Annotated in this window: 16 protein-coding genes and 1 pseudogene; 8 read left to right on the plus strand and 9 right to left on the minus strand. The window is 65.4% G+C overall.

Annotated elements, in window-relative coordinates:
- Nucleotides 1-79: 79 nt before the first annotated feature.
- Both WI560_RS13625 and WI560_RS13630 read left to right on the plus strand, forming a co-directional pair.
- A complete protein-coding gene (locus WI560_RS13625; protein WP_375308413.1) occupies nucleotides 80-1,051 on the plus strand; it encodes an SDR family NAD(P)-dependent oxidoreductase in 972 nt (323 codons plus the stop codon).
- A gap of 249 nt (nucleotides 1,052-1,300) precedes the next feature.
- On the plus strand, nucleotides 1,301-2,416 hold the full coding sequence (locus tag WI560_RS13630) for a S9 family peptidase (RefSeq protein WP_257195038.1): 1,116 nt from the start codon (nucleotides 1,301-1,303) through the stop codon (nucleotides 2,414-2,416).
- 11 nt (nucleotides 2,417-2,427) lie between these two features.
- Here the strand turns inward: WI560_RS13630 and WI560_RS13635 are convergent, their stop codons facing one another.
- Nucleotides 2,428-2,934 (minus strand): MarR family winged helix-turn-helix transcriptional regulator, encoded by a 507-nt coding sequence (locus WI560_RS13635; protein WP_028136009.1) that lies wholly within the window; start codon nucleotides 2,932-2,934, stop codon nucleotides 2,428-2,430.
- 408 nt (nucleotides 2,935-3,342) lie between these two features.
- On the opposite strand from WI560_RS13635, the pseudogene WI560_RS13640 reads away from it, so the two are divergent.
- A pseudogene (locus WI560_RS13640) lies at nucleotides 3,343-4,829 on the plus strand (porin).
- Between the two features lie 272 nt (nucleotides 4,830-5,101).
- Here the strand turns inward: WI560_RS13640 and WI560_RS13645 are convergent.
- The 3 genes from WI560_RS13645 to WI560_RS13655 all read right to left on the minus strand — a co-directional run bounded on the left by WI560_RS13645 (nucleotide 5,102) and on the right by WI560_RS13655 (nucleotide 6,985).
- A complete protein-coding gene (locus WI560_RS13645; RefSeq protein ID WP_375308414.1) occupies nucleotides 5,102-5,572 on the minus strand; it encodes a GcrA family cell cycle regulator in 471 nt (156 codons plus the stop codon).
- A 72-nt stretch (nucleotides 5,573-5,644) separates the two neighbouring features.
- Nucleotides 5,645-5,842 (minus strand): hypothetical protein, encoded by a 198-nt coding sequence (locus tag WI560_RS13650; RefSeq protein WP_007603456.1) that lies wholly within the window; start codon nucleotides 5,840-5,842, stop codon nucleotides 5,645-5,647.
- 201 nt (nucleotides 5,843-6,043) lie between these two features.
- Nucleotides 6,044-6,985, minus strand: coding sequence for an acetamidase/formamidase family protein (locus tag WI560_RS13655; protein ID WP_375308415.1), 942 nt, complete (start codon nucleotides 6,983-6,985; stop codon nucleotides 6,044-6,046).
- Between the two features lie 167 nt (nucleotides 6,986-7,152).
- On the opposite strand from WI560_RS13655, the gene WI560_RS13660 reads away from it, so the two are divergent.
- Genes WI560_RS13660 through WI560_RS13670 form a run of 3 tightly spaced genes read left to right on the plus strand, consistent with a single transcriptional unit; the run spans nucleotide 7,153 to nucleotide 9,947 of the window.
- Nucleotides 7,153-7,920, plus strand: a complete 768-nt coding sequence (locus tag WI560_RS13660; RefSeq protein WP_375308833.1) for a YdcF family protein — start codon at nucleotides 7,153-7,155, stop codon at nucleotides 7,918-7,920.
- Nucleotides 7,921-7,976: 56 nt separating this feature from the next.
- Nucleotides 7,977-8,759: a DUF169 domain-containing protein gene (locus tag WI560_RS13665; RefSeq protein ID WP_257180077.1), complete on the plus strand. Its 783-nt coding sequence runs from the start codon at nucleotides 7,977-7,979 to the stop codon at nucleotides 8,757-8,759.
- Nucleotides 8,760-8,768: 9 nt separating this feature from the next.
- A complete protein-coding gene (locus tag WI560_RS13670; protein WP_375308416.1) occupies nucleotides 8,769-9,947 on the plus strand; it encodes a saccharopine dehydrogenase family protein in 1,179 nt (392 codons plus the stop codon).
- 124 nt (nucleotides 9,948-10,071) lie between these two features.
- Here the strand turns inward: WI560_RS13670 and WI560_RS13675 are convergent, their stop codons facing one another.
- A complete protein-coding gene (locus WI560_RS13675; RefSeq protein WP_375308417.1) occupies nucleotides 10,072-11,268 on the minus strand; it encodes an FAD-dependent monooxygenase in 1,197 nt (398 codons plus the stop codon).
- Nucleotides 11,269-11,415: 147 nt separating this feature from the next.
- Between WI560_RS13675 and WI560_RS13680 the strand changes: the two genes are divergently transcribed.
- A complete protein-coding gene (locus WI560_RS13680) occupies nucleotides 11,416-11,892 on the plus strand; it encodes a MarR family transcriptional regulator (protein ID WP_375308834.1) in 477 nt (158 codons plus the stop codon).
- Here WI560_RS13680 and WI560_RS13685 read toward each other — a convergent pair.
- The 3 genes from WI560_RS13685 to WI560_RS13695 form a co-directional block, all read right to left on the minus strand.
- Nucleotides 11,861-13,117, minus strand: a complete 1,257-nt coding sequence (locus WI560_RS13685) for an O-antigen ligase family protein (protein ID WP_375308418.1) — start codon at nucleotides 13,115-13,117, stop codon at nucleotides 11,861-11,863. The two genes, WI560_RS13680 and WI560_RS13685, sit on opposite strands and share 32 nt — an antisense overlap.
- 161 nt (nucleotides 13,118-13,278) lie before the next feature.
- Nucleotides 13,279-14,826 carry an undecaprenyl-phosphate glucose phosphotransferase gene (locus WI560_RS13690; protein WP_375308419.1) on the minus strand — a complete coding sequence of 516 codons (1,548 nt, stop codon included), beginning with the start codon at nucleotides 14,824-14,826 and terminating at the stop codon, nucleotides 13,279-13,281.
- Nucleotides 14,827-14,944: 118 nt separating this feature from the next.
- Complete coding sequence (locus WI560_RS13695) at nucleotides 14,945-16,078, minus strand: glycosyltransferase family 4 protein (RefSeq protein ID WP_375308420.1); 1,134 nt, start codon at nucleotides 16,076-16,078, stop codon at nucleotides 14,945-14,947.
- 203 nt (nucleotides 16,079-16,281) lie between these two features.
- On the opposite strand from WI560_RS13695, the gene WI560_RS13700 reads away from it, so the two are divergent.
- Nucleotides 16,282-18,582 carry a GumC family protein gene (locus WI560_RS13700; RefSeq protein WP_375308421.1) on the plus strand — a complete coding sequence of 767 codons (2,301 nt, stop codon included), beginning with the start codon at nucleotides 16,282-16,284 and terminating at the stop codon, nucleotides 18,580-18,582.
- A 197-nt stretch (nucleotides 18,583-18,779) separates the two neighbouring features.
- Here the strand turns inward: WI560_RS13700 and WI560_RS13705 are convergent, their stop codons facing one another.
- Complete coding sequence (locus WI560_RS13705) at nucleotides 18,780-19,961, minus strand: GNAT family N-acetyltransferase (protein WP_375308422.1); 1,182 nt, start codon at nucleotides 19,959-19,961, stop codon at nucleotides 18,780-18,782.
- Nucleotides 19,962-20,097 lie beyond the last annotated feature (136 nt).

Here is a 20,097-nt window from a genome sequence, read left to right on the forward strand (position 1 = left end):
TTGCGCGCGCCGGCGGGCGGCGCGGTGACGAAGAAACATCCCGAAGAAACATACCGACAAGGGAGGGGCCGAAAGTCCCATGAAGGATTTTGCTGGAAGGATCGCGGTCATCACCGGCGGCGGCACGGGCATGGGCCGCGAGCTCGCGCGGCAACTCGTCGCCGAGGGCTGCAACGTCGCGATGTGCGACGTCTCCGAGGCCGCGATGGCCGAGACCAAGCGGCTATGCGAGAGCGAGAAGCTGCCCCAAGGCCTGCGCGTCACGACCCATGTCGCCGACGTCGCGATCGAGGATCACCTGAAGCGTTTCCGCGACGAGCTCGCCGAGCAGCAGAAGACCGACAGGATCCATCTGCTGTTCAACAATGCCGGCATCGGCGGCGGCGGCAGCCTGTTCACCAACACGCGCGAGCAGTGGGAGCGCACCTTCAACATCTGCTGGGGCGGCGTCTATCTCGGCGTGCGCACCTTCCTGCCGATGCTGGTGGCGGCGGACGAGGCCCACATCGTCAACACCGCGAGCGTCAACGGCTTCTGGGCCTCGATCGGCATGAACCAGGCGCACACCGCCTACAGCTCGGCGAAGTTCGCGGTGAAGGGATTCACCGAAGCGCTGATCAACGACCTGCGCCTGCACGCCCCGCACGTCAAATGCTCGGTGGTGATGCCCGGCCACATCGGCACCTCGATCGTCTCCAACTCGCGCAAGGTGCAGAGCGCCGACGGCTCGGAGCGGCTCAGCGACGACGAGGTCGCGCTGACGCGCAAGCGCATGGTCGCGGCCGGCGTGCCGGATGCCGACAAGATGTCGGACGAGGACGTCCAGGCGGTGTTCGCCGAGCGCGCCCGCAGCTTCCTGGAGGATGCGCCGACGACGGCGGCACAGGCCGCCAAGATCATTCTCGACGGCGTCAAGGCCGAGCGCTGGCGCATCCTCGTCGGCGAGGATGCCAAGCGCCTCGACGAGCGTGTGCGCGCAACGCCCGAGCAGGCCTATGACCGCGCCTTCTACGAAAGCTTCACGCAGGAGGTCGGCTGGCGGCTCGGTTGAGAGCGCCGGCGGACGCGCGAATGTAGGTAGGATAATCGTCGTGACAAGAGGTGCGCGTGCGATGATGCGTGCCACCTCTTGCCAATGTCCGGCCTTCATGCCGGATTGGAATGACACGCATGCGGCGTGACCATTCGTTCAAGCGATGGTGATCTCCAGCGGCGCTCATTCGGTGCACCGACTGCTTGGTCGGCGGACTGAAATGGTTTAGTAAGTCAGGGATAGCGCGATGATAGAGCGTAGCTCCCGATGATGCCCGCATGCCTCTCCGACGACTGGACCCTTTGCCCGGAGCGAGAGGACATCTCCGCTGAGTTCACGCGGCTGCTGACCGCGGCCCAGGAAGGCGGCGCCACCATCGCCGAATGCCTGATGATCGCGCGGCAGCTGAAGCGGGGCGACGACGGCTCCTGGCATCGGGAGTGGAAGAAGCTCGCCCAAGCCAACCGGCACCGCGCCGAGGCCGCCTTCGCGGAAGGCCACATGGCGAGCGCACAGCGCAACTGGCTGCGGGCCATGAACTATTATGGCGCGGCGGCGATGCCGCTGGAGCCGGACGACGAGCGCCGCTGGGTCGCCGTGCTCGCGATGCAGGAATGCGCGCGCCGCTACCTTTCGGCGCGCAGCCCGGCGGGCGAGGTCGTGACCATTCCCTGGCTCGAGGGACATGCGCTGCAGGGCTATTTCGTCCCCGCGCCCTCGGGCAGCCTGCGGGCGCCGACTGTGATCTGCATCGGCGAGCCCGGCCACCGCAAGGAAGAATTCCTGTTCAAGCTCGTGCCGCACGCGCGCGAGCGCGGATTCTCGCTGCTTGCGCTGGATCTGTTCGGCGAGCAGCGCGACGATTACATCGAGGCGCTGTTGCGGCGCCGCGATCTCGAGAGCGCGATCCCCTGCGTCATGGACTATCTGGAGGCGCGCAGCGACATCGATTTCGCGCGCGTCGGCATCATCGCCGATGGCTGGGGCTCTTCCTTCGTGGCGCGCGCGGTGCTGCAGGAGCCGCGGTTTGCCGCCGCGGTCTGCGACGGCGGCCTGTGGGACCTGCACGAGCGGGCCTTCTTTGCCAGCCGATTCGCGCTGAGTGACGTCAGCATCGTGCCGGTGCCGCATGCGCCGCTGATGGCCTCCAGCGCCGACTGCCCGGTGCTGATCACGCTCGGCGAGGACGGCTGGCTCAAGGCCGACCGGGCGCGTCAAATCGTCCAGAGCTCCCGGCTCGGCAGCTCGAACGTGGCGTTGAAGGTGTTCACTGCGGCCGAGACCGGCGCGGCGCAGTCCCATGCGGACAATCCGAGCCTCGCCAACGAATACATCTTCGATTGGCTCGAATCGCGGCTCGGCGCCGCCGCCCGGCGGATCTGAGCGCCTCAAGGCTAGAAGTCGAGGGAGATCCGGACGCAGGCCTTCTCGAGGCGATTCTTCAGTGTCGCGAGCTTGCCGGTGAATTCCGTCAGCTCGTCCTCGTCGAACTCCTGGAAGACGAATTCGCGGATCGTCTTGTATTGCTCGTTGAGGCTTGCGATGTGCTTCTGCGTCTTCTCGGCCAGCGACAACCGCACCACGCGGGCATCGGTCGGCGAGGGACGACGGCGCAACAGGCCCTTCTTCTCGAGCAGCTTGGACTGAGTGGTGACGAAGGACGGATCGACGTGGAGGAGCTTGGAGACGACGTTGACCGGGATGCCGTCGTCCTTGTCGAGGTCGGAGATGGCCATCAGAATCAGCCATTGCGGGCCGCTGATGCCGAGCGTCTTCGCCCAGAACTGACGCAACTCCTCCAGATACATGTTGATCGACGAGATCTCCCAGGTGAAGCGCCTGATGATATCCAGATTGCCGGTCGAGCGCAGGCGCGCTCCTTCTTTCCTCGTCGCGGACACAGCGTCACTCCCGTGAACCGATCATTCAGGCCGGTGTTCGTGGAAGGCCATAGTCCACGCAAGCCTGCCCTGACGCAAGTGCAGAGCAGGGTAATTTCGTCACGAAAATTACAAATATGACCAGCTCAGCAGATCGGCCGGGCCCTCGAGTGTTGCGCGCCGGGCACACAGTTAGTGAAACCACAAAGCTTACTAGATAAAGTATTTTGAGTAGTTGTTTGGCGCAGATATGTTGCTCGTGGCGGTGGGGGGTACTCGATCGTCCCGTTGCAGGTGGTTCGCTCACGTCCCTCGCGCCGAAAGCGAGTGTGTCCGAAAGCGCAAAGTGGCCGGGCGGATTTGGAGAGACGGGGATCTGGGGGGCCTCACGGTCCAGTCTCCGTAAAATGAGCAACTTGGAGGTTTTAAATGAGAATGGTGAAGAGCCTTTTGCTCGGCACTGCGGCGGGACTGATCGCCGCCGGTGGAGCTCAGGCGGCTGATCTGCCCGTGAAGGCCAAGGCGGTCGAATACGTGCGCATCTGCTCGCTCTACGGCGCCGGATTCTACTACATGCCGGGCACCGACACCTGCATCAAGCTGGGTGGTTACATCCGCGCCGACATGATCCTCGGCGGCGGCGGCGACTATGGCTTCGCGAACAGCTCGGGCAGCGTGAACGGCGGGTCGAACAACCGTCTGACCAACTACTACTACAGCCGCGCTCGTCTGGACTTCAACGTCGATACCCGCACTGCGACCGAATACGGCGTTGTTCGCACCTACGCCGACCTGGTCGTCAGCTACGACTCCACGAACGTCACCGGCAGCAGCCCGTCATCGGTCTCGACCAGTGCGGCTTCGCTCGCTCTCTACCACGCGTTCATCCAGTTCGCCGGTTTCACCTTCGGTCGCACCGTCTCGATCTTCGACGCTCCCTGGCAGAGCTATATGGCGGGCGGCCCCGATACCATTCCGGGCGGCTCAACCACGTCAACGGCGTGAACCAGGTTGCCTACACGGCTGACTTCGGCCAGGGCATTACTGCTTCGTTCGCGCTGCAGGACGAGACTTCGGCGAACAATGGTCAGTCGAACCTCTGGAACGTGTCGTCGGGTACGGCGGCGCAGTTCGTAACCGGCGTCTATGGTGCCAACGCCTGGGGCGGCACGCGTTCGCCCGACATCATCGGTCAGGTTCGCGTCGACCAGGCCTGGGGTCTGGCTCAGCTGTCGGTCGCCGCGCATGAGCTCCATACGGCCTATTATGGCGCGAATGAAACCACCGGTCATCCCTCCGACAAGTGGGGCTGGGCCGTGGCGGGTGCCTTGTCGATCAAGAACATCCCGACCGGTGCAGGTGACGTTATCAACCTGCAGGCCGTCTACACCGACGGTGCGACTCGCTACAACTTCCAGAGCCTGTTCCCGCAGAGCTTCTTCATGTTCAGCGGCAGCAGCAGCGGCGCCTATCAGAGCACCGGGTTCGCCGGCTTGGCTGACGGCGTGTTTGGAACGGCTACCGGCATCGACACCGTCAAGACCTGGGGCTTCCGCGGTGGCTACACCCACAACTGGAGCCCGAACTGGGCGAGCGGAGTGTACGGTGGTTATGCCCAGCTGAGGTACGGTACGACGGGCAAGGGCCTGATCTGCACCAACTTCGCTGCGATCGCCGTGGCCGGTTCGACCTGTAATCCGGATTTCAACTTCGCGGTGGTCGGTGTCAACACCGTGTGGACCCCGGTCAAGGGCCTGGCGTTCACTGCCGACTTGAGCTGGTCCCGTCTGGACCAGAAGTACTCGGGCGCAATCAACAGCCCGGGCATTGCCTCGGCTGCGAAGCCGGCGGCCGTGTACGAGCTGAAGGACCAGAACTCGGTGAGCATGCTGCTGCGCGCTCAGCGGAACTTCTGATCATCGATCGCGCCAATCGATCGGAGAACCCCGGCGGGAAACCGCCGGGGTTTCTTCATGGGCAATGGTTTCGGAAAATCGAATGGCCGCTGCGGAACGCGAAGGCGAGCCATGCGATTCAATGGCATCAAACTTATTTACTTACTTGAGTTACTAAGCTATATTCCTCTCAGCCAAATACGAAAGTTGCGGCTCTTAGCTTGATGCTAAGCCTCCAGAAACCTCCGGCGATGCCCCGCCGGAGGTTTTTTGTTGTCGCGATGGGCGCAATGTCAGCTGCGTATCGCGCGGGCGCGCACAGGCGGCCTGTAGGCGAGGCGGCTGTGGCCGGCGCAATAGGGCTGGCCGTCCGGCGCGGAATTGCCGCAGAAGCAGAAATCCTCGGCGCCCGGCGTCGAGATCGGCCAGCGACAGCGGTTCTCGGTCAGCTCCAGCAGCGAGCAGCGATTGGCTTCGTCGATCGGCCCGGTGGCGACGGGAGCGTCGGTGTCGCCATAGATCGTGGCGAGCATCTGATATTGCAGCCGCGGCACGGCCTTCGCGCGCGCCGCGCCTCTGTCCTGAACCTTGCGCTCATCACCGGTGCGGCCGCGCGTCAGGTTGAGGCGGGACAGCTTGCCGATCACGGCATTGCGGCTGACGCCGATATCGGCGGCGATCTCGCGGCAGGAGAGGCCGGCCTCGAAGTGTCGCTTCAGAAGCTCGATGCGTTCGTCGGTCCAAGTGGGTGAGAGAACAGGCATTTGTAAACGGTCCCAGGTTGCAGGTGCCGGCCAGCCGCCTCGAGATCCGTCCGCCTCACGCTCCGAGCGCGCTCAGGTCCTGCCATTGTCGCGGATCGACAGAAGTCCGTCCTTGATGGCGAGACGGATGCCTTCCTCGATCAAGGTACGAGCGACGCCGGGAACGCTGGTGCCGTGGGTGCCCTGTCTCACCAGCTTCTCCAGGTAGGTGATGGTCGAGAGCGCCAGGGTTACGGGAATGCGGTCAGTCTCGGCTTTTTCGGTGGCCATGGCCCGAACGCTAGCCTCTTACTCGGGTACATAAAAGTAACGATTAAGACTCTATTTAGGTTCAGGGGTGGAAGTCAAATGCAGGCTTTGCTTGACGCCCAGCATATTGGAATCGCTCCGGAAATTACTCACGACGCAGTGCGCCGCGCGACAGGTCGGGCGGCGTCGGGGCTTCAACAGGTCGAGGAAGGGCTGCTTGGCTCAGCCGTGCACGATGGCCTTTTCGATCATGCAATGGATGCCCTTGGCGCCGTTGACGGTCTGGGTCACCCTGAGGTCGGCGGCGAGGCTGCACAGCGTGTAGGCATCCTCGCGCGACAGGTTTCGTCTCTCGCCGAGCAGCGCGATCATGTCCCGCAGCGCGCGCACCACGCATTGGTCGAGGTCGGGGTCCATCGCCATGGTCATGTAGTGGGTCGCCGTCTCGGCGCGCGGATAGTCCAACCTGAGATCCTTGCGCAGCGTCAGGCGGAAGCGGCCCTGCAGCGCGGTCTCGATCGCGGTGACGCAGACCTCGCCGTCGCCCTGCACGCCGTGGCCGTCGCCGCAGGAGAACATCGCGCCGGGCACGAACACCGGCAGATAGAGCGTTGCGCCCGCACCTAGCTCCTTGTTGTCGAGGTTGCCGCCCATGGCGCGCGGGATCAGCGAGGAGATCCGTCCCCAGGCTGGCGGCGGCGATACGCCCATCACGCCGAAGAACGGCTTGAGCGGCAGGTCGAGGCCCCACGGCATGCGGCCGGTCATCCTGGTACGGTCGAGCGGGATGTTCAGGATACGCGTCTCGTGGAAATCGTCGGGCAGGGTGCCGGCCAGCGGCTTGATCATGTTCCAACCCCAATCCTGCCGGAGCTGGACGTCGAGGATCTCGACCGCGAGCACGTCGCCTGGCTCGGCGCCCTCGACCGCGATCGGGCCGGTGAGAATGTGGCCGGGCAGCATGCGCTCGTTGCTGGCATGAACCTCGAACATTTCGGGCGGAATGTGAAACTTGTCCCGGTCGGGCAGCATGTCCGGACCGCCGCTGATGGTGTCGACCGTCACCTCGTCGCCGCTCGCGATGGTGAGGACGGGCTTCAGCGCGGCTTCGAAGAAACCCCAATGGCAGGTCTTGGGGCTGGAATGCAGGTGGTGATGGGTCATTTGCCGCGTCCGCTCGCTGTGATCAGGCCGGGCTTGACCGGGCGATCGATCCTCTTTCAAGAAGCTGTCTGAAGATCGCCGGGCAGGTCAAGCCCCGCGCAGACCGGCCAGCTCATTCCCGCGAGGCTCCCCTGTTTTTCGTTCTGTCCAAGACAATCGGTACCGCGCTGCTGCCGATCAACCTTCTGGTCGAGCTCGGCATCGTCTCGCTGGTGCTGATGGCGACGCGCTATGCCGCGCTCGGCCGCAGGCTGGCCGTGACCACGCTGGTGCTGCTGGCGCTGGCGGCGTTCTCGCCGCTCGGCAATCTCCTGATCTATCCGCTGGAATCGCGCTTTCCGGCGTGGGACGCCTCGCGCGGGGCGCCCGACGGCATCATCGTGCTCGGCGGCTCGGTCGACACCGATCTGTCGGCGGCGCACCGCACGCCCGTCGTCGCGCACGCCGCCGATCGTCTGTTCGCGCCGGCCGAACTCGCGCGACGCTATCCGAAGGCGCGCATCGTGTTTACCGGAGGGAGCGCGAACCTCGTCTCCAAGGATGCCAGGGAAGCCGACTATTCCGCGCCGATCCTGGAGAACCTGGGCATCGCGAAAGAGCGTCTGATCCTCGAGCGCAATTCGCGGAACACCTGGGAGAACGCGGTCTTCACGAAGCAGCTGGTGACGCCGAAGCCGGGCGAGCGCTGGCTTCTGGTGACGTCGGCCTTCCACATGCCGCGCTCGATCGGAATCTTCCGCAAGGCCGGCTTTAACGTCGAGGCCTATCCGGTCGACTGGCGGATGGGCGGACGTGACGATCTGTTCTCCTTCACCAACATGGCAGCGGACGGACTGCGACGGACCGAAGTGGCCGTCCGCGAGTGGATCGGCCTCGTCGCCTACCGTCTGATGGGCAGGACCGGCGAGTTGCTTCCGGGACCCGCGAAGGACTAGAACGAGACCGCACAACAAGAACACGCGGCGCACGATCGCTGCGGCCGGAGGAAGCCATGCAACAGCACAGTGCAGACAGCATCGATCTTGCCGGCCTCGTTGCCGATCTCAACAGCCTGCTGCGGCTGAAGACGACTGTGATCGGCATGAAGCTGTTCGCGCAAACGGCGGAGATGGAGGCGATCCCGAAAATCCGGCGGCCGAACGCGGTCCACACCACCGACCAGATCGTCAGCATGGCGGCGCGGCTGGGCTGGACCGTCGGCATCACCGCCGACGATCTCGTCGGTGCCCAGTGCCGCGCGGTGATCGGGCTTAGCCCGCAGGATGACAAATGGCTCGCCGGCGAAAACTACGTCGGGGTCTGGCACGGCACGGCGGAGGACGCGCGCAAGCGCCAGGAGGCGCTGGACGTGGTTCCGTTCGGCCAATACCAGGCGCTCGCCGTCAGCCCGCTCGCGAGCGGCCGGCTCGATCCGCCCGACATCTGCCTCGTCTATGCAACGCCGGGGCAGATGATCATCCTGATCAACGGGCTGCAATATACCGGCTACAAGAAGTTCGAATGGGGCGTGGTCGGCGAGACCGCGTGCGCCGATTCCTGGGGGCGGGCGCTCAAGACCGGGGAGCCCAGCCTGTCCTTGCCATGCTATGCCGAACGGCGCTATGGCGGCGTGCCGGACGAGGAGATGCTGATGGCCTTGAAGCCCGCGCATCTCGCCAAGGCGATCGAGGGCATGAAGGCGCTGGCGAAGAACGGCCTGCGCTATCCGATCCCGCCCTATGGCATTCAAAGTGACGTCCGCGCCGGCATGGGCGTGAGTTACGCGAAAAAGTAAGGGACGAGCATGAGCTCTGCGAAATTCGACATCGTCGTCTACGGTGCGACCGGTTTCACCGGCCAGCTGGTCGCCGAATATCTGGCGGCGCATTACAAGGACGACAAGTCCCTGGCATGGGCGATGGCCGGCCGCAGCCTGGACAAGCTGAAATCGGTGCGCGAGGCCATCGGCGCGCCCGCCGATACGCCGCTGATCGTGGCGGATGCGTCGGACGCGGCGTCGCTGAAGGCGATGGTGGCGCAGACCAAGTCGGTGATCACGACGGTCGGCCCCTACCAATTCTACGGCGAGGATCTGTTAGCTGCCTGTGTCGCTGCGGGCGTGGACTACTTCGATCTCTGCGGCGAGCCGGTCTGGATGCGGCAGATGATCGACAAGTACGAGGTGGCGGCAAAGGCGAGCGGCGCGCGCATCGTGTTCTCCTGCGGCTATGATTCCGTGCCGTTCGAGCTCGGCACCTTCTTCGTGCAGGAGGAGGCCAAGCGCGTGTTCGGCGCGCCGGCCTCGCGCGTGAAGGGCCGCGTGCGCGACATGCGCGGCACGCTGTCGGGTGGCACCGCGGCGAGCGCGAAGGCGACCTTCGACGCCGTCGCCAAGGACCTCAGCCTCGTCGCCATCCTCAACGACCATTTCGCTCTGACGCCGGGGTTCACCGGCCCCAAGCAGCCCAAGGGCAACAGGGCAGTCTTCGAGGAGGATCTGCAATCCTGGGCCGCGCCGTTCATGATGGCCCTGATCAACACCCGCAACGTCCATCGCTCCAACATGCTGATGGGCTTTCCCTACGGCCAGGACTTCGTCTACGACGAGATGGTTTTGGCCGGTCCCGGCGAGAAGGGCGAGGCTAACGCCAAGCGCGTCATGGCCGTCAACGCCGAGAAGACCGGCCCGAACGCGCCGAAGCCGGGCGAGGGGCCCTCGAAGGAGGAGCGCGAGAACGGCCTGTTCAACCTGCTCTATGTCGCGATCGCCCCCGACGGCCGCATGGTCCGTGCCGGCGTCACCGGCGACCGCGATCCCGGCTACGGCTCGACCTCCAAGATGATCTCCGAATGCGCGATCTGCCTGCTGCGCGATGCGACCGATGTTCCGGCCGGCTTCTGGACGCCTGGCGCGGCGATGCAGCACAAGCTGATCAAGCGGCTGGTCGATCACGCCGGGCTGAGGTTCGAGGTGGAAGGCTAGGTCGACTCTCGTAGCTCTCGTAGGGTGGGCAAAGCGCAGCGTGCCCACGTTCTTTCGCAATCATAGAGAGGTCGTGGGCACGGCGCGCTGCGCCTTTGCCCACCCTGCGGCACCAATCGTGCTGCTACACCGCCCGCGCATCATAGGCGTACATGAAATCCATACCTTTGGCTCCGAGCGGCAGCAGCCATTTCAGCATCTGATTCCTGACCCACGCGCCGGTGGCGCTGAACTCGCGCTTGTTGTTGCCGTTTCGACGAGCGATGGCGACGATCTTTTCCGTGCGCGGGCGGCGCTCGACTTCGAAGGCCTGGAAGGTGGCGCCGAGCTCCTGGCCCTCCTTCATCAGGCGGGCGAGCCGCATCGCATCTTCCAGCGCCAGCGAGGCGCCCTGGCCGGCATGCGGGCTGGTCGCGTGCGCGGCGTCCCCGATCAGCAGCGAGCGCTTGCGTGACCAGGCCGGCAAGGTCGCGACGTCGAGCGTGTCGGTGACCACGATGTTCTCGGCGGCCTCGATGATCGCGGGGATCGGATCGTGCCAGCCGCGATGGAAGCCGCGCAGGTGCTGTTTCAACGTCGCGTGGTCGAGCGCGCGAAACATTGCCGCGTCCATGCCGCGCGCGGGCTGGGTGCTCCACCACATCACGCCGTCGTTCGGATCCGGACTGCAATAGCCGTAGCCGAAGAAGCCGCTCTGGCCGAAGGTGGTCTCGACGTGGCGGCCGATCGACCGGCCGTCGAGGACAGCGTGCGGGACGAAGCCGCCAAAGCCGATCAGGCCGGTGTCGAACGGCTGCGGCCCATCCGGCACGACCTGGCGGCGCGTGACGGAATGGACGCCGTCGGCGCCGATCAGGAAGTCACCTTCGGCGGTGGTGCCGTCGGCAAAGTAGGCGATGATCGGCTGGTCGCCGCGATCCTCGATCTTGATCAGGCGCTTCTCGAAATAGAGCGAGACGCAAGCGCACCAGGCCTTGTCGATCAGGATCTCGTTCAGCGTCGCACGGGAAATGTTGACGGCCGGCTGGCCGAAGCGCCGCGCCATGTCGCGGTTGATCGAGCCAAGCTTCTGGCCGCCTTGAGAATAGAAGTCGAAGGCCTCGGCAACCGAGCCGCGGCTGGTCAGCTCGTTCGCCAACCCGATCTCGTCCATCACCTGCATGCCGTTCGGCGCGATCTGAAGGCCTCCGCCGATGCCCTTCGAATAGGGCCAAGCCTCGTAGATCGCGGATTCGATGCCGGCGCGCCGCAGCAGGATCGCGGCCACGGGCCCGGCAATACCGGCGCCGATGATCAGCGCCTTGCGGGGACGATAGGACATGGCTTGCTCCCGACGTTTCCATGGTGCTAGGAGAAATTACGGCCACTAAATCTCTTAGTGACTAAGATATATACCGCCTAAGATATGAGGCCGACCTTGTCAAGGACGAAGGCGCGCGCGGCGCTGTTGCAGGAGCTCGAGGAGGCGATGCGCCGGTCGTCCGCGCAGGGCGTGCTCTACGGGCAAACCGTTGCCAACGTTGCCGGAATTGCCAATTCCGATCTCGAATGCATGGACATCCTCTATCTCGAGGGCCGCGTCACCGCAGGCAGGCTCGCCGACGTCACGGGCCTGACGACCGGCGCCATCACCGGTGTGGTCGATCGGCTCGAGAAGGCCGGTCTGGTGCGCCGCGAGCGCGACGACAAAGATCGCCGCAAGGTCTTCATCGCCGTCGTGCCGGAGGCGGCGATGAAGATCGGCCAGTTCTACGTGCCGATGCAGCAGGCGATGGAAAAGGTATTGGCGGCTTACTCAGACGAGGAATTGCGCCTGCTGCTGCGTTTCGCCAATGAGGGCTACAAGGGCGTGCTCGCGGCGACGGAGGCGCTGAAGGGTCTGCTCGACACGCCGCCGGAAAAGCGGCCCGCGCTCAAGCTGAAGAAGCATCCTCGCCAGCCCTGATCTTGTAGATCTGTGCGGCCGCGATCATGCCCCACATCGCGCCCAGCATCATCCAGAAGTGCCGCCAGTGATCGGTGTCGATCACGAAGCTTTCGCCGACGGTGCCGAGGAAGGCGGAGAACACCGCGAGATAGGCGCGCTGCCAGGGTACCCGCACGATGACGTGGCGGAACCCCATGATCACGGTAGTGAAGACCAGCGCGGGATAGCACACGCCGGACAGCCAGCCGCCGGACATGAAGGCGTTGAGATAGGAGTTGTGGGTGTCCTCGGGAAAAAAGCGGTGGAATTGCAAGGGACCGATGCCGAACGGCAGGCCGAGCGCCATCTCCGCACCGAGGATGTGACGGCCGAACCGGCCGAAGCGGCCTTCGTCATAGCTCTGGCCGAAGCTAGCGCGCTGCTTGAACATCTCGGCGGTGGCGTCGAATGACAGCAGCACCGCGATCAGCGCCAGCCCTAGCACCGCGGCCACGATCGCCATGATGATGATGCGCGATCGTTGCGCGTTGGTGCGGCCGGTCAGCACCATCAGCGCCAGCATGAAGGCCGAGGTCAGCACCAGGCCGCCCCAGGCGGCGCGCGAGAAGGCGAGCAGGATCGCCAGCGACATGATGCCGAAGGCGATGACGTTGCGGAACGCCTTGGCCAGCTTGTCCGAAACCACGCTCTGCAGCGCAAACAGCGCCGGCAGGATCAGGAACGCGCCGAGCACGTTCGGGTCCTTGAACGTGCCGCGCGCGCGCCCGTAGAGCGTGAGGAGGTCGTTGCCGCCAGGCACGAGGTGGAAATAGCCGGCGACCGCGAGGAGCGAAGCCACCATCGCGCCGACCACGAGCCCGCGGCGGAGCATGTCGAGCCGGGCTGCGGTGTCTTCGGACATCACCATGGCGAAGAACGCGACGGTCACCGCCATATACCAGGACGTCGCGATCCAGGTCACCACCTCGGATTTGTCGAACAGCGGGATCGCGCTGATCGTGTAGCCGACATTGAGCAGGACCAGCAGCGCGATCAGCGGCATCAGCGCGAGCCGCAAGCGAAGGCCGGTGGCGAAGAACGTGACGGCGGCGAGCAGCGTCACGATCTCGTAGGGGCTCGGCTCGATGAAGACGACCGCGCCGGAGGCGCCGACCAGCCACACCAGCGCGCGCTGCAGCGCCAGCACGCCGGGCGCGGCCGGTGCGGACAGTTTCACTCCATCGGCTGTCGCCGCATACGCCATCACATGCTCATACGCTTACGCAACTCGTACGCCACAACTTCCGCTGTCATGCTCCGCGAAGGCGGGGCATCCCGAGCCGTTCGTAGCAGTTCCCACTGCCGGTGATTACTGGATCGCCCGGTCAAGCCGGGCGATGACAGAGTGGCTCGGGGGTAGCAAACTCAATACGCGTTCTCGTTCTTGGTCAGCAGCGAGATCGGCGTCTTCAGGAGAATGTAGAGGTCGAACAGCACCGACCAGTTCTCGATGTAATAGAGGTCGAACTCGACGCGCTTCTGAATCTTCTCTTCGTTGTCGATCTCGCCGCGCCAGCCGTTGATCTGGGCCCAGCCGGTGATGCCCGGCTTGACGCGGTGGCGGGCGAAATAGCCGTCGACGGCCTCGTCGAACAGCCGGCTCTGCAGCTTGCCCTGCACCGCGTGGGGGCGCGGGCCGACCAGGGAGAGATTGCCTGCGAACACCACGTTGAAGAGCTGCGGCAGCTCGTCGAGGCTGGTCTTGCGGATGAAGCGGCCGACGCGGGTGACGCGCGGATCGTTCTTGGTCACGACCTTGGAGGCGGTCGGATCGGCCTGGTGGTGGTACATCGAGCGGAACTTGTAGACGTCGATGCGCTCGTTGTTGAAGCCGAAGCGCTTCTGGCGGAACAGCACCGGTCCCGGGCTGTCGAGCTTCACCGCGAGCGCGACGAGGCCCATCACCGGCAGCGCCGCGAGCAGCGCGAGGCTGCCGACGACGCGGTCGAACAGCCATTTCACCACCAGGTCCCAATCGGTGATCGGCGCCTCGAACACGTCGAGCGTCGGCACCTCGCCGAGATAGGAATAGGAGCGCGGCCGGAAGCGCAGCTTGTTGGTGTGCGCGGAGAGGCGGATGTCGACCGGCAGCACCCAGAGCTTCTTCAGCATCTCCAGGATGCGCGTCTCCGCCGAGATCGGCAGCGCGAACAGCACGAGATCGACGCGGGTGCGGCGGGCGAACTCGACGATGTCGTCGACCTTGCCCAGCTTGCGCGCCCCGGCGCAGGTGTCGAGCGCGCGGCTGTCGTTGCGGTCGTCGAACACGCCGAGGACGTGGATGTCGGAATCCTCCTGCGCCTTCAGCGCTTCGACCAGCTGCTCGCCGTTGCTGTCGGAGCCGACAATGATGGTGCGGCGATCGAGCCGGCCCTGGCGCGCCCAGCCGCGCACCAGCGAGCGCAGCAGCAGGCGCTCGGCGATCAGCGCGGCGAGCCCGAGGACGTAGAAGGCGGCCAGCCACAATCGCGAGATTTCGCTGCCGTACTTGGCGAAGAAGGAGATGCCGATGAAGAGCAGGAAGACGAACGACCAGGACGAGATCATCCGCGTCATCTGCCGGAGCTGCCCCCGGAACAGCTGGACCTGATAGATGTCGGCGGCCTGGAAGCAGACCACGGCGGCGACCGCGACGGCGACGACCTCGGCCGGATAGAGCCAGCTGAAGCCGGAGAGCGGCATCACATAACCGACATAGAGCGCGATGCCGACGAGGCACAGCAGCGTGAAGTCGGCGAGGCGGACGAAGCCGGCGATCACAATCGGCGAATAGGCGCGGGCGACCTTCTGGTTGACGACTTCGAGCGCTGCGGGCGAGAGCCGGCGCCGGCGCTCGACGAAAGATGGGTCAGCGGGCTTCGCCGCAGCGCTGGCCGCGGCGTCGAGCATCGAGCGTGCGTTGAGCGGTTCCACGGGCGTCCACGTCCATTCCAAAGCCCGCGGCACGGCGTCGAGCGCCCGGGCGAGCATCCCCTGGACCTTCGATTATCGAACAAATCGGAAGATTCTCTAAAGCGGCGCTTAAGAATGGTTAATGGTCGGTAAATGCGTCGCGATAGCCGGCGAGCACGCCGTCGACCATCGCGGTTTGCGAGAAATGCGCGGAGATGCGCTCGCGCAAGGTGACGGCGCGCTGCGCGGTGGTCTGCGGATCGTTCAGCGCCGCCGCGATCGCTTCCGCCATGGCCTCGGGATTGCTGGGCGCGAACAGAGCGGGGCTGTCGGTGCCGAAGATCTCGGGGATGCCGCCGATTCTGGACGCGATCATCGGGATGCCGGCAGCGCCCGCTTCAATCACGACATAGGGCATGGAATCGCCGCGCGAGGGGACGACGAGGAGCCGCCCCTTGGAGAAGCCGTAGCGCGCCTTGACGTGGCCGATGAAACGGATCGCGTGGGTGAGGCCGAGCGTCTCCACCTGCGCCTTCAGCGCCGCCGTTTCCTCGCCGTCGCCGCCGAGCGTCAAGGTGACCTTCTTGCCGGTCTCGTGCAGGCGCGCCACGGCATCGACCAGCAGATCCGCACCCTTGATGTGCCTGAACTCGCCGACATAGCAGAGGTCGGTGGCATCCTCGGCGGTCACGACAGGCTCGAACTCCTCGGGGGTGACGCCGTTGAAGACGCAACGCACCACGCCCTTTGGGGTGCCGACGATGCGTTGATAGGTGTCGCGGGCGAACGCGCTCTCGAACAGGAACAGGTCGGTCGAATCCATCAGCGCGCGCTCCAGCCGCGCGTAGAATTCGCCCTTGAGGGTGTTGAGGGGGTAATGCAGCGAGCCGCCATGTGGCGTGTAGATGCGGATGGTGTCGTCGGAGCGGCGCCGCATCCGGATGAAGGCGCCGGCCTTGGCGCCGTGGCCGTGCATGACGTCGGGCTTCAGCGTGGCGATCAGGCGCCGCATGCGAAGCCACACCAGCACGTCGTCCGGCGAGGGTTCACGGCGGATCGCGAGCCGGTGCACGCCGAGCTTCAGCCGCGGCGCGAGCTCGGCAAGGGCCTTGTCGGCACGCTCGCCGCCGGTGAGGCTGTCGGCGAGAATGCCGACATGATGGCCGCGGTCGACCTGGCCGTTGGCGACGTCGAGGATGTGGCGGAAGATGCCGCCGACCGGAGCGCGCACGGCGTGGAGAATACGAAGCGGCCGGTCAGGAGAGGGGGGCATGTATCAAAACCAGCGCTCGACGGCGAATGCCGAACAATTCCTTGGAAATATCGAGACGGATTAAGAGCCCTCGTGGTTAACAAACGGTGACGAGCGCGCGTGCGGCCGTCGCCGACGCCGCGATTAACCCAGCGGCAACCTTAATGGAGTGTAATCGCCCCGGTTGAGGTAGCTTGGTGGCGTTGCCCCTGCGGGAGTGTTCGATGCGTTTAGCGTTCTGGCGTGCCGGCAAGGACAAGGCGGTGGTCGCGCGGGCCGTGTCGAAGCCCAAGGCCGACGTCGCGCCCAAGGCCGACAAGACCGAGAAGGCTGAAGTCAAGGCCGAGCCAAGGATTGAAGCAGCGCCTGCGCCCATCGTCACGAAGCAGGCGCAAGTCGAATCCGGCGACATCGACCTGCACGCGCTCGGCGCGGCGTTGGCGCGCAAGCGTGGCTGGATCGTCGTGCCGACGGTGCTGGCGCTCGTCGCCTCGATTGCCGCCGTCAGTCTCGTCACGCCGCGTTACAAGTCCGAATCGCGCATCCTGATCGACGGCCGCGAGAACGTATTCCTGCGCCCGAACAGCGACCGCACCGAGGAACGCCAGGCGCTCGATGCCGAGGCCGTCACCAGCCAGGTCCAGCTCGTGCTGTCGCGCGATCTCGCGCGCGAGATCATCAAGAAGAACAAGCTTGCCGAGCGTCCCGAGTTCGATCCGGTGCTGCAAGGCATCTCGCCGCTGAAGTCGCTGGCCGCGCTGATTGGTATCGTCCGCGATCCGTTCGCGATGACGCCGGAAGAGCGCGTGCTCGATGCCTATTACGAACGCCTGCAGGCCTACGCCGTCGACAAGTCGCGCGTGATCGTGGTCGAATTCCAATCCGCCGATCCCGAGCTTGCGGCGCGCGTCGCCAACTCGATCGCCGACGGCTATCTCGTGCTGCAGCAGGCGGTCCGCCAGGACCAGGCCAAGAACGCCAGCCAGTGGCTCGCCGGGGAGATCGAGAATCTGCGCAAGAAGGTGTCCGAGGCCGAGGCAAGGGTCGAGGACTTCCGTTCCAAGTCGAGCCTGTTCATCGGCACCAACAACACCACGTTGTCGAACCAGCAGATGGGCGAGGTCAACACCCAGCTCAACAATGCGCGCTCGATGAAGGCGGATGCGGAATCCAAGGCGCGGCTGATCAAGGAGATGCTGCAGAGCGGCAAGCCGATCGAGGCCTCGGAGGTGCTGAACTCCGAGCTGGTGCGGCGGCTGTCGGAGCAACGCGTGACGCTGCGTGCCCAGCTTGCCGAGCAATCCTCGACCTTGCTCGGCAACCATCCGCGCATCAAGGAATTGAAAGCCCAGTTGGGCGATCTCGACACCCAGATCCGCGACGAAGCCAGCAAGATCTCGCGCTCGCTGGAGAACGACGCGCGGATCGCCGGCGGCCGGGTCGACGGCCTGATCGTGAGCCTGGAGCAGCTCAAGAAGCAGGCGGCCTCGACCAACGGCCAGGACGTCCAGCTCCGCGCGCTCGAGCGCGAGGCCAAGGCGCAGCGCGATCTGCTCGAGACCTATCTCGCCAAGTACCGAGAGGCCAACACCCGCGAGACCATCGACACCGCACCGACCGACGGCCGCATCATCTCGCGTGCCATCGTCTCGAACACGCCGGCCTATCCGAAGAAGCTGCCGATCGTGCTGATCGCGACGATCGCGACGCTGCTGCTGTCGTCCGGCGTCGTCGTCACCGGCGAGCTGTTGCGCCAGACCGCGCCGCGCGCGGTGGCGGCGGTTTTCCCGGCACAGGCCCCGGTGCGGCAAGCGCCGGCGGTCCGACCGGCGGTCGAGCCGGCCCTCGATCCCGGCATCGAGCCCGCTGTGGCGGAGCCCGCACCGCTCCAGCCGGAGATGGCGGCCGATACCGTCGTCACCGAATTCACCGAGATCGAACGTCTGGCCGAGGACCTGCGCGCCGCCGGCGCGGCCGCGAAGAAGGTCACCGTGCTCGGCACCGCCCCGGGCGAAGCCATCACGCTGTCGACGCTGACGCTGGCACGGCATCTGGCGCGCGAGGCGCGTGTCGTGGTGGTCGATCTCGCCGCGTCCTCGCCGACGATCGCCGCGGTGTCCGTCGATGCGTCGGCGCCTGGCCTTGCCGAGCTGATGCAGGGCGAGGCCTCGTTCGCGCAAGTGATCACCCGGGACAAGCTGTCGCGGCTGCATCTGGTCATGGCCGGCCGTCCCGGCTTCGACCGCAGCCTGCTGCAATCGCCGCGGGTGACGCTCGCCATCGACGCGCTGCTGCGCGCCTATGATCACGTGCTGATCGATGCCGGCAGCGCTTCTGATCTTCCGGCCGAGCTGCTGACGGCGCATGCCCGCGCCGTCGTGGTGCCCGATGCGTCGATGGCGAGCGATGCGCGCACGTTGATGTGCGAGCAGCTGAAAGCGGTCGGCTTCAGCGAGGTGACGATGCTGACCAAGCCGGTGCAGCCATCGAACGCAGCGGAAGCGCCGCGCGTGGTTGCGGCGTAGGTGTGGCTTACCCTCCCCTGGAGGGGGAGGGTCGATCGCGCGAAGCGCGAGCGGGGTGGGGTGATCTCTCCACTCAGGCAGTGTTGGATGCGGAGAGACCGTCACCCCACCCCGTCTCACATTTCGCTGCGCTCAATGCGAGCCGACCCTCCCCCTCCAGGGGAAGGTAAGAGATAGCTTCGCAATTTGTTAGCCCGTTACCCGAACGCCTGCCGCAGCCGGCGGGCCAGGTCGAACAGCATCTGGTTCTGCTTCACCAGCCGCTTGCCGCGGCTCAGCGACGACATCGCCATCGCGGCGAGTGTTCCGCGCGAGGTCAGCGGGACGAAACTGTCGAAGATGTCTTCGTCGTCCTTGCAGAACATCCGCTTGTACTCGTCCGAGCCGATGCCGAGGTCGAGCGAGCGGTAGCCGCGCTCGCCGTAGCGGTCGATGATGTAGCGCATCAGGATCAGGCCGGGACTGTAGCGGGCGTGCTCGGACATCGTGTAGGTGTTGAACATCATCGAGAAGCGCTCGCCATCGGCGACGCCGGCGAAGATCGCGATCACCTCGTCGTCGCATTCGAGCGCATGGATGTCGATGGCCCGGCCTTCGCCGCGCGGCGCAAGGCAGGCACTGCGGACGAACTGTTCGACGCCGGGCTCGGCAAAGACGTTCGGGAGCTTCTGCTCCGCCATCCGTACCGGCTTGACGCGAAAGAACCAGTCGAGCAGGCGGATGATGTCGGCGTCGGTGGTGGCCAGGTGGTAGCGATAGCCGGCGAGCGCCTGGAGCTTCTTTTCCTTGCTCTTGAGACGGCGGCGAAGCGAATTGCTGATCCGCGATGCCGGCGGCCCGCCCGGCTCCATCACCAGCCGCGGACAGCCGTTGATGGCGCTCTGTCGCGGCAGCAGCGCGAACGGGTTCGGCTGGTCGTGCCAGCGCAGCGGTTGCTGCGTCAGCGCGAGCACGTCGATGTGCTGGCGCAGCGGCATTATCAGCGCCTCGAGATCGGCGGCATTGGTCTGCGCGGCGCAGGCGGCGTCCCACAGGCCCATGTTGAAGGTCGTATGCTTGCCGCCCATGAAGCTGGCCGTGCGCACGCCGTGGCTTTGGCGCAGCGAGAGCGGCAGCAGCAGCAGCGGATTGTGATCGGCGTCATGGGCGATCACCACGAACGGGCGTGCGCCTTCATGCGTGCCGACCAGCCGCTGCCAGGGGCTCAGCAGATCGAAGCGCTGATAGGGCGTGAAGAGGTGGCCGGGCTCCTCGAAGCTGCGCCAGACCGCCTCGGCGGCGTCGAGATCGGTGACGATGTCGACCTGCGCGATACGGCTCGCTTTCGACCGCGCTGGCGCTTCTGCCGTCCGGCTTTGCATCGCCGCAGCCATGGTCATTCGCGAAACCTGTCGAGAAATCAGAAATAGACGTCAATCGGCCTGTGGCCGACCTTTGCAAAGAAAGGTCAACAAAGGGTAAGGACAAAGGGGAGCGGGAACGGGCGCCTCGAGGGCGCCAAGGGGTAGGGATGCC

This window comes from Bradyrhizobium sp. A11 (assembly GCF_042077125.1).
Lineage (GTDB): Bacteria > Pseudomonadota > Alphaproteobacteria > Rhizobiales > Xanthobacteraceae > Bradyrhizobium > Bradyrhizobium japonicum_B.